Here is a 13,761-nt window from a genome sequence, read left to right as displayed (position 1 = left end):
ACCACCGTGGTCTTTTCTGGTGGAAAGTAGCCAGTAAGCTAGGCTTCGACTTTAGCCGACTGGGTAGACGGTGTTTGACGATCGTAGCGAGAGTAAGACTGTAGGTTTCGCCTAAAGTTACTCTGTCAGCACAATTCAGTGTCTTTAGACCTGAGAGTGTCAAATATATAATTGCTGAAAAGCAAAATACCTTGTCTGTGTCAGCAACATCCCACCTAAAGGCGGAGGACTGAAAAACTTTCTAATCTGATAGCGTAGGGTGGCATAAGCCATACAGCGATTTAGTCTTAACTGACTAAGTTAAACGTCATTCATAAAAATTACCAGGTGATGCATAGCCCATCCCTGGCGCTACAATCGGGGAATAAAACAATCTTACAGAGGTTAAACCAGCACCATGGGGAAACTAGTGAAAACTACTGTTGGTAGCCTTGGAAGTATCAAAAAAAAATCCAGGTTAAGCTATAGAAGAGAGTTAGGGTGATCTCGACAACCTCATGGTTGAAGAGTTAAGACTAATTCTCAGGCGGGAATATCCTAAATTTTGGCATTATCCTTACTCCATGCTGCGAATCATTACTCAGCAGGCAGATGTTGTATCAGAACTGCAACGTATCTGCAACCGTACTCACGATGAACACGTGCTTCACAAAGAAGCAACTGTGCGCGAAGTACTGCAAGCAGTGAAGCGCCAAGGCGACAAAGCTGTTTTGCATTATACAGCTGAATTCGATAACCAAACCCTGAAACCAGAGGAGTTGCTTGTTACTGGCTCGGAAATGGATGCAGCCTACCAACAAGTATCCCGGGAGTTACTCCAGGCGATTCAGTTGGCTAGCCGCCAGATTGAAGCATTTCACCGGCAGCGTGTGCCGAAAAGTTGGGTACAGTTCGGTGATGATGATGTCGTGCTGGGGAAACGCTATACCCCTGTAGATCGTGCTGGTTTATATGTTCCAGGTGGTCGCGCAGCTTATCCGAGTACTGTGCTTATGAATGCTATTCCAGCTAAAGTTGCTGGTGTACCGCGTGTGGTAATGGTAACACCACAGGGTAACAGAAAAGCAATTAATCCGGCTGTTTTGGTGGCCGCACAAGAAGCGGGGATAGGAGAAATTTATCGTGTGGGAGGAGCACAAGCGATCGCGGCTTTAGCCTATGGTACAGATACGATTCCGAAAGTGAACGTAATTACCGGTCCGGGGAATATATATGTCACCTTAGCGAAAAAACTGGTTTACGGTACTGTCGGTATTGATTCCCTAGCCGGTCCGAGTGAAGTTTTAATTATTGCCGATGAAACAGCAAATCCTGTAAATGTGGCGGTGGACTTGTTAGCCCAAGCAGAACATGACCCGATGGCGGCGGCGATTTTGTTGACCACAGATACAGCTTTAGCCAAAAACGTACAAGTGGCGGTGGAAAGACAGTTAGTAGATCATCCACGACGGATAGACACAGAGAAGGCGATCGCCCACTATGGTTTAATTGTAGTTGTAGAATCCTTATCGGCAGCAGCAGCATTTTCTAATGAATTTGCCCCAGAACACCTAGAATTACAAGTTCAAGACCCATGGGGATTACTTGCGGATATTCGCCACGCCGGGGCAATATTCTTAGGGAACTCAACACCAGAAGCCCTAGGAGACTATTTGGCGGGGCCTAACCATATCTTGCCGACTTCCGGTGCTGCTCGTTATGCTTCACCTTTAGGAGTAGAAACCTTTCTTAAACATTCCAGTATTATTCAATACTCACAGACAGCACTGGAAAAGGTAGCTGGGGCAATTGACGCTTTAGCAACAATCGAAGGACTACCATCTCATAGAGATTCAGTCCGACGGAGAATTCAGCAGCAGGAGTAATTATCTAATTATCAATGTTGATTTTTTGGATAACCTATTGTAAAAACTTACTCAGTGGAGGCACAATAAAAGATTGTCACTCAGTAGCCAGAATAGAGCAAGGCTACAACTGACAATAACTTGTATCGGGGAATTAGAATTATACTAAAGGGTTATACCTTTGAGGAGATCAGTGGTGCTAAAAAATGTTTTGGTAGCTCTTGACGGATCGGAAATTGCAGAACGAGTCATTGAAACTTTAAATGACTTGGTGTTTTCCGGTGATACCAAGGTCATTCTGTGTCATGTATTTCCCACGCCGGAATCAAAAATGCAACTATCCACAGATAGCGCTCATCGAGAATCTTCCAACCTGCCTGATTTCCATATTGAAAAACTACTGTTAGATTATAAGGAAAAATTAGCACTTAAGAGTGAATTAGAATTGGTAACGGGAGATCCTGCCGAAGAAATTATTCGTCTTGCTAACATTTACAAGGCGGATCTAATTATCATTGGTAGTCGCGGGTTAACTGGGATGAAGCGAATTGTTTTGGGTTCTGTGAGCACTCAAGTAGTGGAGGAGGCTAATTGTTCGGTGTTCGTGGTGAAACCAACCTGACAACCAGTTAAGGAACATGGGGTAAAATTTAAGGATCAGTTTTTCCTGGAGGCGATTAATCACGGGCTTTTGTGTAAAGGTGATTAAAGGCCTCTTTGGCATTAATTAATTGACTAAAAACTGCCGCAAACTTAACAAACTTAGGGTATGACCTAGATTTAAAGGAAGAATCGAAACCCCTTCCAAGCGGGACTGAACCCAACCTTCTCCCCAGTACCATTCATGAAAGCCATCAATACCTCCACTAAGTAGCAACCGCAAACAATTAGGTTTCGCGACATCTACTTGATGATGAATTGCAATTGGGCCAGTCCAGGTTGTAAACTGAAAGCCAGTGTGCAGTTGTTCTGGCATTCCTGGGGTAAAAGTTTGTCCTACCAGCCATTGGGCTAGTTTTTCGGGCTGTTGCAAACTATTACGAATTGCACTGGCGGAGGCTGTGATTTCTATCCTGAGTTGAGTTTTTTGAAAATTACCCAGCATTTCTTAATAATTATTTAAGGTTTAAGTCCGAATTTCGGTGCATTGTAGTTCTAGTATTGCAAATACAATCATATTGTGCATGGGACAGGGCGTAATCAGAGAGTCGTTTTCTACTTAAAATAGAGAATGTAGGCTTATTAAGAAACGTAAGGTTTTTCATGGCTGATCAATTAATTCGTGCCACAGCTGCCGATGGTGGTATTCGTGCTGTAGGTGTTATTACTAGTCGTTTAACAGAAGAAGCACGGCAACGTCATGGGCTTTCCTATGTAGCAACAGCAGCATTGGGACGGACTATGGCGGGTGGCTTATTGATGGCTTCTAGTATGAAGCGACCTGGTTCCAGGGTGAATGTCCGGATCAAGAGCGACGGTCCTCTGGGCGGTATCCTGGTAGATGCTGGTTTAGATGGAACAGTACGGGGCTATGTGGCTAACCCATCTGTAGAATTGCCTCCTAATGAAAAAGGTAAGTTGGATGTGGGTGGTGCAGTTGGTGGGGGCTATCTGTATGTAGTGCGAGATATCGGTTATGGCTACCCTTACTCTAGTACCGTTGAGCTGGTATCGGGGGAAATAGGGGATGATGTAGCGCATTACTTAGTTAATTCTGAACAAACACCTTCAGCCTTAGTTTTAGGGGTGTTTGTAGGAGCAAGTGGTGTAACTGCTGCTGGGGGATTGCTAGTGCAAGTTTTACCGAAAGCTGCTAGAGATGAGGCTTTAGTAGAAACATTGGAGTCTCGTGTATCTAGTTTATCTGGATTTACCCCATTATTACAAGCTGGTAAGACTTTACCAGAAATTTTTGATGACTTACTCGGAGACATGGGTCTGTCAATATTTCCGGAACGTCAAATGTTGCGCTTCCACTGTGGTTGTTCTTTTGACCGCGTACTAGGAGCATTAAAAATGCTGGGAGCGGAGGAATTGCAAGATATGATAATTAAAGATAATGGTGCAGAAGCAACTTGTGAGTTTTGCGGCGAGGTTTATCAAGCAAGTAGCAATCAGCTAGCTAAATTAATTGTTGATTTGGAAACAGAATCTTCGGTTTCTGGTTAAAGTCTATAATAATACAAAAAAATGATAATTTTCATGGTATCTGTGGTCGGAGAATATTGAATCAGGTACCTTTGGAATTATCAACGAGTTACTATGACGGCATCGGAATTATCAGCATAGAACAGTTAACTATTCAACTACTTTGGTGTGAGAGATGATACAGCGGGATATTCTAGAAAATTGGCCTCCATCTAAAACAGGAGAGCCAGATGATATGATAAGGTTATCCCCAGCGCCACAATTCGCTGAAACTCAAGCATTTGGTGTGCAGGCTAATGGTTCAACCTCTAAGTCAGTGAATCGACAACAACAAGACAGTTACGAATTACCTTTACATCAGCAGTCAGCCGCAACTAGTGTACCCGGTCAAAAGTCTGGGAAATCCCCCGGCTGGATGAAAAACTGGTTTTTGTGGGGATTAATATTAACATTGATACCTGGTAGTATCGGGTTCGTAGCAATGACAGTGTTGCTGAAACTACCAAGTAGTCCCACTTGTACTGCAATTTCTCGACCTTTTGTCAGCGCTTCAGTGAGGTTATACTGCGCTCAGAAGTTAGCTGCTGGGCAAAATGTGGATGATTTACTGCGAGCGATCGCTTTGGTGAGTAAGATATCAGAGGATCACCCATTGGCCGGAGAAGTTAACCGTTTTGTTGCCGAATGGTCGAAAGACATTTTACGCCTTGCAGACGAGAGTTTTCAGTCAGGTAATTTAGAGGATGCCATAGCTACTGTCCGTCAGATACCTAAACATTTGGCAGCTTATAAATTAGTAGATGAACAAGTCAGTAAATGGGAGTTAATTTGGTCTCAGGCGGAAGACATATATAAGCAGACTGAAGAGGAACTAAAACAACAGCGTTGGCAATCAGCATCTATGCTAGCCGCTCAATTAATGGGTGTAGATAATGAGTACTGGTCTGGGGTTAAGTATAATCAATTAGATAAATTAATTACATCCACAAGGGAAGATGGTGATAAGTTAGCAAATGCGGAACGTTTAGCAAATACCAGAGTTTCAGATAACTTATTAAAAGCGATTGAACTTTCTGAGTCCCTCAGTCCGGAAAGCTACCTTTATCAACAAGCACAAGAGTTGATTCCTGAAATTGGGCGAAAAATGCTGGATTTGGCACAAGCAAGCCTGGATAGGAGGGATGCGGGGACGGCTATAGATATTGCCAGACAAATCCCAGATAATGCCCAATTGCAGGTAGAAGTCAAAGACTTTATTACTTTAACTCAGGCCAAAAGGAATGCATGGATTGGTACTGTGTCTGGTTTAGAAACAGCAATCTTTGAGGCGCAACAAGTTGATGCTTCCAGAGCAATTTATGGTGAAGCACAGGCGTTAATTGCTAGTTGGCAAGTGGAAATTGAAGATGTGGCACGTTTGGAAAGAGCCCGGACACTTGCTAGTCCAGGAACAATCGAAGACTTGACAGCCGCGATTGCTGAAGCTCAGTTAGTTTCTGCTAATAGCCCCCGGTCTTCGGAAGCGAGGACAGAGATTAACCGTTGGCGTAACCAAGTGGAGACTATTGAAGATAGACCAATTTTGGAACGCGCTCAACAATTGGCATGGCCTTCAAATGATATTAATGCTTTGCAAGCCGCAATATCTCAAGCTAGACAAATCCGTGAGGGTCGGGCCTTGTATTCTGAGGCACAGAGCAGAATTAGGCAGTGGACAGAGACCATTGAGCGCACACAAGATCAGCCATATTTAGATAGAGCCAGAATGTTAGCCCAAGGTGGTAATTTTACTGCTGCTATTAATACAATACAACCGATTGCATCATCGGGGCGATCGCTTTCTGGGGAAGCTAGGAACAATATACGTAATTGGCAAGGACAAATCCGTGCCAGAGAAAACTGGGCTAGGGCGCAACAGGTAGCAGGTGGCGGTACGCCAGAAGCTTTATCTCAAGCGATCGCCATAGCGAATCGTGTTCCCAGAAGTAGCACGTTACGGATGGATGTGAATTTTGCCGTTAACCAATGGAGTCAGCAGTTATTAACCATTGCTAATTCTCAGAGTAATTCTAATCTTGCTAGAGCGATTGAGACTGCGAGGTTAATTCCCCGAGGTAGTTCTGCTTATAATACAGCGCAACAGCAAATTAAGAATTGGCAGCAGCTACTTAATCCTGAACCTCCACCATTTGAGCCTATAGTTCCGATTGTTGAAAGTAGTTTTTAATCTGGAGTGTCTAATTTTCTCAGGTTTTTTGCAACCTTATAGTCACCGATTGTAGGTGATTGTAACATAAACCCACCCCAGCCCTCCTCACAAGGGTAGGTATTTTACATTGTCGTCAGGGCAAGACTTGGAAGACAAGGAAGGACAGTGGACAAGGGAGGAAACCGGTACAAATAATGTACAATTGGTAACAAAAACTGACGTTCAACAGACCATTTTTTGTAGAAAATCTTCCTTGTCTACTTTCCCTCCTTGTCTTCGGTGGTCCTGCCTTCACAGTTAATATTAAAAACCTACCCCTGTGAGCCCCAGCCCTCCCCTTGTGATGCTATCCATTACCCGGATCTTTCTTAACATTCGTGAGAGCGATCGCTCGCCAACCCCCAAACCTTAATCCTCCGTTGATGATTATCAATAAAATAAGGTTTTTATCAATAAGAATAAGGTACATTTTGTCAAGAGTAGGGAAATTTTCAAGCGTTGAAACCGTTGCCACATAAATGTTTCAAGATTCTTAAGAAAAATGTGGGTAATGAATAGCCTTGTGATGGGAGGGGACAAGTTTCAATCCCTGATAGGGATTATAGGTAATTGTAACGAGGAAAGGAGACACAAAAGACACAGGCAGAACCCCGTTTCAATCCCTGATAGGGATTATAGGTAATTGTAACGTGAGAATATGGGTCTAGTTTTTTCTCTTGTTCCATGTTTCAATCCCTGATAGGGATTATAGGTAATTGTAACGGTAAGACATCAAAACAATTCCCATGGATTACTTGAGTTTCAATCCCTGATAGGGATTATAGGTAATTGTAACCTACGTGCGATGATTAGGCAAATGGCGTATCTTATAGGTTTCAATCCCTGATAGGGATTATAGGTAATTGTAACTAAGGGAACGTCGCGACTGACATACAGGGCAATGCCTAACTCGTTTCAATCCCTGATAGGGATTATAGGTAATTGTAACTTGAATACATCAGATTCTTGCGACTACTACAGCCTGTTTCAATCCCTGATAGGGATTATAGGTAATTGTAACAGCATTGCCCAGATGGTGTGTTGTCTGAGCTAGTTAGGTTTCAATCCCTGATAGGGATTATAGGTAATTGTAACCCAATGAAATCGTTTTCCATCCCAGGCATGACGTTAGTTTCAATCCCTGATAGGGATTATAGGTAATTGTAACGGGGATCGCATTCTGCATACTTGTTATTCAATGCAGATATTTGTTTCAATCCCTGATAGGGATTATAGGTAATTGTAACCGCAAATGGGGTGTCGATCGGGACAATCCTCAATGACGTTTCAATCCCTGATAGGGATTATAGGTAATTGTAAGACGTTCGTGTCTCATCGTATAAAATCACGATACTGTTTCAATCCCTGATAGGGATTATAGGTAATTGTAACGAAGGAAGATATAAAATAACTAATATCACCCAGTTTCAATCCCTGATAGGGATTATAGGTAATTGTAACAGCCCGATGCCCGTCCCAATATCTATTAATGTTATCCGTTTCAATCCCTGATAGGGATTATAGGTAATTGTAACATTGCTTGCAATTTATAACAAGTTACGTTAGGATAGATATGTTTCAATCCCTGATAGGGATTATAGGTAATTGTAACTGCCCGGAGATAGAAACATTAATATATGTAGTTTTCAAGGTTCTGTTCCGTCAACCTAAAGTAAATATAGCTTTTCGGGAGTTGGGTTGTCAAGAGTAAGACTTGAGAAATTTAGATCAAAACAAGTGATAGCAAAGATTTCGAGGGTTTGCGTCAACCTTAATTTAGAGGTGAGAGGGTTCAAAAGCCGATGAGGTAAGGATTTCAGGCTGAAAATTTCCCCCTCTTGTTAAAACACCTACTGGTTGACGCAAAACTCAAGCAAAAAAGACTGTATTGTCCCTGGGGACTTCACCGCCAATGCGCTCGACTTTTCCCTGACAGCAAGCGCAAAGAAAATAAAACCGGATGCTGTCTTGGTCTGGTTTTATCAGTTTAGATAAACGCGATCGCAGTTTAGCATACTGAGTTTGGGTTAAATCGCACTCAAATACAGAATACTGCATCCACTGTCCATAGGATTTAAGAATTTTGTGAATTTTCTGGCGGCGTTTATCTTCTGGTATGTCGTAGGAAATAACTACAAACATAAAGTTTAATTTATTTCATAACTAATGGTGGATATTTATCAATTTCTCCCATCAGATATTTACCGAGGAGACGGCCTTGGATTTCAAAGGATTCTTGATAGGTATATTGTTTCTCAAAAACGGGATGTTTAAATTTAGTTAATTTCTTTTCTTGGTATAGTCGCAGAAAAACGTGTAAACCTTCCTTTGTCAAGGAAACTGCATGACTTAGAGGTTCAGTAATAAAGTCTTTTGGTGTGAGCATTCGGCGATTAATTGCCGTTAAAACCACAGCATCTACTATTAAAGGTCGAAATTCTTCCATTAAATCAAGTGCTAGAGAAGGTCTACCGTATCGCTCCGTGTGCAGGTATCCTAAATAAGGGTCAAAGCCGACAATATTTAAAGCTGCTTGAATATCGTGGCGGAGTAAGGAATAACCTAAACTCAGGAGTGAGTTAACCGGGTCTGTGGGAGGGCGACGGTTGCGGGTGGAAAAACTAAAGTTATCCACGCGAATCAATTGATTAAAACAGCCGAAATATGCTGCACTTCCTGCACCTTCATAACCTCTGATGGAATTAATTGATGTGGCTTTTTCTAAGGATGCGATCGCCTGAGATAATTGGTTAATGTTAGAGTTTAAACCTAGGTCATAACGCCGTTGTGCTAGTAATAAAGATTGGCGGTAATTTTTTAGTTTCCCTCTGACAAAACCTTGAGTGATATGGATGGCTTTTGGTGATTCTCCTGCTGCTTTCCATTGTGCATTTCTGATCAGGATATTTTTTCCCATATCTGGTTCTAAAATAGCGATGTATTTACCATTCATAGTCAGATAGGTGAGAGGGATTTTCCTGTTCATTAATTCATAAATAGCAGCGGGCGAAATATTAGCTTTACCCATAATAACCAAGCCGTCAACTTTAATCAGAGGTACGTCTAAGATAGTCTTTTTTGCTGCTTTGATATTCAAACTCTCATCGACTTTAGAAATATATGCTTCTTCCTGTGTTACGTAAATGGTTCCCATGATTTTATCTAAAATTGAGTAGTTAGGTTTTGATTATTAAGTATCCTATGGTGGTGAAGATGTACACCCCAGAAGAGTTCTAATTTATAGAGGTGTATTTTATGTCTGATGATGTGGGGGATTTTCTACAAATTACATCTATAGTCATCCTATTTGACTTGAGAAATTATGAGTGAGGAAAGGGAATAGGGAACAGGGAACAGGGAACAGAAATTGTTCATGAATCATTTAGGATTGCTATATACTATAAATAGGTTTAGGAGAGAATTAGATAGAGTTGAAAATGCTGGTATCCCCCACATTTAATTAGCTTCTTGATAGTTTCTTAATTTATCTTTGGTTTTCGGTAAACATTGGGAATAAAGACTACATCCTTGGCAACGTTTACTATAAGATGGTTGTGGTATTTTACCAGTTGTGAGTAAGTCAGTGATGGCTGCAATTGTGGCGATGGTATTTTGTCTGAGTTGTTGATTAATCTCCACTGGTTGGCGTTGATGGGAATGGGCATAATAGATATAGCCCATGTTGATAGTTTGTCCTGTCATTTCTTCTAAACATAATGCTTGGGCGCAAACTTGTAATTCGTCGTTATCCCACTGGCCTTTACGTCCCCGTTTGTATTCTATAGGATAATATTCACCTGCTACAACTTCAATTAAATCAGATTTCCCCATGAGGTTATATGTTTCTGATTTTAAATAAATCGCCCGGATTTCCCAGGTGTCTCCTCCATGAATATCACCCATAGTGTGGACACGCTCATGTAAATTAGTGCCTTCAATGGTATATTGATTATCGGTAAACTCTCCAGTACAAAACATCCGCCAATAGCGATGAGGACAATAGGCGTATTGGTTCAAGGCCGCAATCTGGATATATTCGGTATTATTATTCATAATTTTTGGTGAGTTTTGATTGATATGTTCGCCGCATCATCCCCATACCCATTGGTGTTTTCCGTCCTACCCCTGCATATAAGGCAAAATCAGCTAAGGCGTTAATTTTTTTAATTTCTATAGGTTCTATTTCTCCTAAGATTTGATAGCTCACTTCTCCCGCAAATCCAATAAATTTACTACGAGAGTCTGCGACAATTTCTGTATGAATGTTGAAGAATGAGGGGAATATTGACTCTAGAGCAATTTGATTAATTTCGATTTCACTATATTTATTCCACCGAGAAAGTAGGGAGTTAAAGATACATTCTCTAGTGGGGAGGGTGCTGTCATATTTTCCTTGACGGAAAGCGGTGGGTGTGGAGAAAGTAAAGTGAATAGTGCGATAGCGATCGCTGGCTTGCTCGTATAATTGACTGTAGGAGATAGCATTAGCCCAAGGTTGGTTAGATTGGGGTGTAACTTGAATGCTGGTAATATACAGGTCAGCGGGGCCTAGATGCCATGGGTGATTGGGGTTAAGATTGAGCCAGAGTTGGGTAAGTTGACTAAAGAGTGTGTCATCTAACAGGGAGATGCGCCACCAGCAAGGCTTTCCTGGGGGGATGGCTTCTTGATGTGTATGTTGTAGTTTAGACATTCCTCTAGTTCCCTGAAGGAAATTAGTTTGTAGGGGTGAGAGGGTGAAAGCCTTATCTGCAGTAGAATTGTGTAGGCGATCGCCTAATGTAGGATCTACGGAACTGACAAGGGTTAAAAATAGTGCGTGCAGATGTCTTCCTGTGAGAAACTGGGGAGGGATAGGCGACAAGGGAAGGAGGTTAAGAATTAAGCTATGAGGCATATTTAATAGTTAGGAATATTTTGTGTTTGGTGGGGAGGGGTGAGGTAAAGGTAATTTGTAATTGGGAGATATAGCCAAAGTCAATAAAAACTCAACAATTTACTTTGCTGTTTTATTGGGGCGTTTTACTTGCGTTTTTTTGTGCTAGATTTGGTAGCTCTTGACTCAATGGTAAAATCTGGTATTTCTGCTAGTTCAGATTGACTTAAACTATACTGTTCACAAACCAAGCTCAACCGACTTCCTGGGGTTTGCACTGCGTTAACGGAGTGAGTTAAATCACCTTGGAAGTAAAGTAAAGTGTTCACCTGGGGTTTAATTTGTCCCAGTTGGCGTTTATGGGACTTCAGTACTAGTTCTCCCCCTACCATATCTTCAGGTAAGCGTACATACAGAACACTGACACACATAGGCGGTTCTATGGTTTTGCAGTAAGAACGTAAGGAGCGGTCAATGTGGGGGTCTACACGGGAACCTTGTTGCAGCTGTAATGGATTGAGGTAAAAAGCATTACAACTAGGTTGGAGAGCTAAATCTAAGTAGGGCTTAAAGTAGGGAAATTTTTGTTCTACAGTGGAGATGTGCGATCGCCTAAACACTAGAGAAAATCCCTTAGTGGCGACAAAATCGCGGTTAAGGTTATTGATCGCAAAGTAAGAACAAGCCTGAATTTCTCCCCATAGGTTATTGAGATACTCCATTGGGAAAGCGTTATGCTGTTGTTGAAAGTATTTCACCGTGAGTTTAAAAAGCGATAGAAAGTAAAATTAGGAACCACATTAGATAAATCATCTGTGTTTATTTGTATATATCTGTGGTTCCATATTGCTAAAACCGACCTTGATTAACTCCCAAAACGGTATTCCATGCGAGCGGGAAGCTTTAACCCTGGGATATCATCAAAGTAATAGTATAAACCTCGCATTTGGACATTTTGAATCAGGCTAACAGGAGGCATATTTACTACATCATAGCTAATAACTTGATTAGTAAACATGACATCTAAAGGGTTTAAAGGATATTTACAAGTAAATAAACCCTCAGTAGTGTGAGAGTTATGTAACTCCGTAACTGTCACCTCAGCCTTACTCATCCACTTACCCAAGCGGATCCATTTTGGTAATTTAATTGGTTTTTCAGAAACTAGGAAAAATTCAAATTGACTTTCTGGTGCAATTTCTTTAGTTCTACCAAAACTGGGGATGTTCTTTTGGGTTTTCTCCATCTCGACATGATAGTTATTATTAGCATACTTCCAGGTGTTGAGAATGGCGGAATGATGCAAAACCCTAGCGGGAGTAATGTAAATTTTCTGCTGGTTGAGTGGTATTAAATGCTCCTCATATTTTGGTACTTGTTCCTGGCTAAAGTAGCGATAGGAATGTTCATCAGCTACGGTAGTAGAGTGGATTTCACTATCAACTAAACCCAGTGCGTAACAGAGGGCGTAATTGTGAATTATTGGCTCTGTTTCGTAAAGTCGCCCAATTTCACGGGTGGCAAAATACAGGCTATCATGTAGTTCTAATTGACATTGGTAGATAATGCTCATAGAGGTTACTTAGCCTTAGCACTTGTTTTCTTTTTGCTAATGTGCTTTTTAGCATAATCCTTGGCTTCCCCATCAGCTTTCTCTAAAATTGCTTTAATTCCTGTTTCTGTACCTGTAAGGCTCTTAACTTCCTGTAGCAGAGGTGAAAAAGCATCACCAATAAAATCAGTATGTACAATAAATTCATCAGCCATTAAAGCCTCAATTGCACTTTTAGCAGCAGTAATTACATCATCCTCATCCAAAGGTTCAGGAGGATGAATGGTATTTTGGGCTTTCATTTGGTCATATATCGCTTGAGTCCAACGGAGATTACTGGTAATTTCTCCGTCTGCGAACACAACACCAATCAACTCATTGCGCAGGCGACCTGTACGGGTGGTTTGCGCTCCATAGTGGCGGGTTCTGAGAATATTATTAAAAACGTAAAGGAAACTGGCCTCTGTGGGGTCTTTGAGGGTGACAATACTAGGGAAGAAAACCTGCGGTCTAATATGGTCTTGCTGATTAATACGACTGGTAACTTCACCGGGTTTAGAACCATTTTCCCCCTTGGATGCCATTGTACCATTTTCAAAGGGGGCGTTGAGGGTAAAAGTTTCGTGGGATTCGTCAAAAGGGGTAATTGAAAATGCTGTATCTACAATTACCTTAGATTTTTCCGAACCAGAGTCACCAATGGCAAAACCGTAAATAATACAATCAGGATTATCCATAGCGAAACTAACGTTATATTCGCATTCCTCCGCAGTCATCAAGCCGTAGTTACGCAGTAATTCCCGACCAACTAAACGTTCTGGGGTAGATTGTTTGCGCTTAAACATTGATAAACGGCTGATTGTGGCTTTATCTCTCACTCCAGCTCTCACCCTGGCTTTATTTAATTCTCCATCTGTTTGAAAAAGTGGATAAGATTCTGTAATGCGGACAGTGAGAAAATGGGCATATTTTCCCATCGGTTTGTAGGGAATTGCAGCTTGGAATAGTTTTGAAGCAACTGTTTTTAGCAATGACATGATTAATCTCTCCAGAGAATTGAATGTGTTTGATATTGGGTTAGAAATTGGGTTAA

At 41.5% G+C, this 13,761-nt stretch carries 12 protein-coding genes and 1 CRISPR repeat array; of the genes, 4 read left to right on the top strand and 8 right to left on the bottom strand.

Annotation, left to right across the window (positions count from 1 at the left end; translation table 11 throughout):
- Nucleotides 1–563 precede the first annotated feature (563 nt).
- Nucleotides 564–1,865 carry a histidinol dehydrogenase gene (hisD, locus tag PN447_RS01715; protein ID WP_271760379.1) on the top strand — a complete coding sequence of 434 codons (1,302 nt, stop codon included), beginning with the start codon at nucleotides 564–566 and terminating at the stop codon, nucleotides 1,863–1,865.
- Nucleotides 1,866–2,040: 175 nt separating this feature from the next.
- Complete coding sequence (locus PN447_RS01710; protein WP_271760294.1) at nucleotides 2,041–2,466, top strand: universal stress protein; 426 nt, start codon at nucleotides 2,041–2,043, stop codon at nucleotides 2,464–2,466.
- A 105-nt stretch (nucleotides 2,467–2,571) separates the two neighbouring features.
- Here the strand turns inward: PN447_RS01710 and PN447_RS01705 are convergent, their stop codons facing one another.
- The gene (locus PN447_RS01705) at nucleotides 2,572–2,949 is read right to left on the bottom strand and encodes a hypothetical protein (protein ID WP_271760292.1); all 378 of its coding nucleotides are present in this window, start codon (nucleotides 2,947–2,949) and stop codon (nucleotides 2,572–2,574) included.
- Between the two features lie 158 nt (nucleotides 2,950–3,107).
- Between PN447_RS01705 and hslO the strand changes: the two genes are divergently transcribed.
- Together hslO and PN447_RS01695 are read left to right on the top strand one after the other, a co-directional pair.
- Nucleotides 3,108–4,013 (top strand): Hsp33 family molecular chaperone HslO, encoded by a 906-nt coding sequence (gene hslO, locus PN447_RS01700; protein WP_271760290.1) that lies wholly within the window; start codon nucleotides 3,108–3,110, stop codon nucleotides 4,011–4,013.
- Between the two features lie 154 nt (nucleotides 4,014–4,167).
- The gene (locus PN447_RS01695) at nucleotides 4,168–6,219 is read left to right on the top strand and encodes a chromosome segregation ATPase (RefSeq protein ID WP_271760289.1); all 2,052 of its coding nucleotides are present in this window, start codon (nucleotides 4,168–4,170) and stop codon (nucleotides 6,217–6,219) included.
- A 561-nt stretch (nucleotides 6,220–6,780) separates the two neighbouring features.
- Nucleotides 6,781–7,852: direct repeats of the CRISPR family, unit length 37 nt; unit sequence GTTTCAATCCCTGATAGGGATTATAGGTAATTGTAAC.
- Between the two features lie 257 nt (nucleotides 7,853–8,109).
- Here the strand turns inward: PN447_RS01695 and cas2 are convergent.
- The 7 genes from cas2 to cas7d form a co-directional block, all read right to left on the bottom strand.
- Nucleotides 8,110–8,382, bottom strand: coding sequence for a CRISPR-associated endonuclease Cas2 (gene cas2 / locus PN447_RS01690; protein ID WP_271760288.1), 273 nt, complete (start codon nucleotides 8,380–8,382; stop codon nucleotides 8,110–8,112).
- Between the two features lie 10 nt (nucleotides 8,383–8,392).
- Nucleotides 8,393–9,394, bottom strand: a complete 1,002-nt coding sequence (gene cas1d, locus PN447_RS01685; protein ID WP_271760286.1) for a type I-D CRISPR-associated endonuclease Cas1d — start codon at nucleotides 9,392–9,394, stop codon at nucleotides 8,393–8,395.
- A 302-nt stretch (nucleotides 9,395–9,696) separates the two neighbouring features.
- Nucleotides 9,697–10,293 carry a CRISPR-associated protein Cas4 gene (gene cas4, locus PN447_RS01680; protein ID WP_271760284.1) on the bottom strand — a complete coding sequence of 199 codons (597 nt, stop codon included), beginning with the start codon at nucleotides 10,291–10,293 and terminating at the stop codon, nucleotides 9,697–9,699.
- Nucleotides 10,286–11,137, bottom strand: a complete 852-nt coding sequence (gene cas6 / locus PN447_RS01675; RefSeq protein ID WP_271760283.1) for a CRISPR-associated endoribonuclease Cas6 — start codon at nucleotides 11,135–11,137, stop codon at nucleotides 10,286–10,288. The genes cas4 and cas6 overlap by 8 nt, the downstream gene beginning before the upstream one ends.
- A gap of 125 nt (nucleotides 11,138–11,262) precedes the next feature.
- Nucleotides 11,263–11,874: a 2OG-Fe(II) oxygenase gene (locus tag PN447_RS01670; protein WP_271760282.1), complete on the bottom strand. Its 612-nt coding sequence runs from the start codon at nucleotides 11,872–11,874 to the stop codon at nucleotides 11,263–11,265.
- A gap of 107 nt (nucleotides 11,875–11,981) precedes the next feature.
- A complete protein-coding gene (gene cas5d, locus PN447_RS01665; RefSeq protein WP_271760281.1) occupies nucleotides 11,982–12,689 on the bottom strand; it encodes a type I-D CRISPR-associated protein Cas5/Csc1 in 708 nt (235 codons plus the stop codon).
- 5 nt (nucleotides 12,690–12,694) lie between these two features.
- A complete protein-coding gene (gene cas7d / locus PN447_RS01660; protein ID WP_271760279.1) occupies nucleotides 12,695–13,705 on the bottom strand; it encodes a type I-D CRISPR-associated protein Cas7/Csc2 in 1,011 nt (336 codons plus the stop codon).
- Between the last annotated feature and the right edge of the window lie 56 nt (nucleotides 13,706–13,761).

This window comes from Anabaena sp. CS-542/02, assembly GCF_028331085.1.
Classification (GTDB): domain Bacteria; phylum Cyanobacteriota; class Cyanobacteriia; order Cyanobacteriales; family Nostocaceae; genus Anabaenopsis; species Anabaenopsis arnoldii.
The sequence above is the reverse complement of the archived record's forward strand: the minus strand, read 5'-3'. Positions and strand labels throughout refer to the sequence as shown.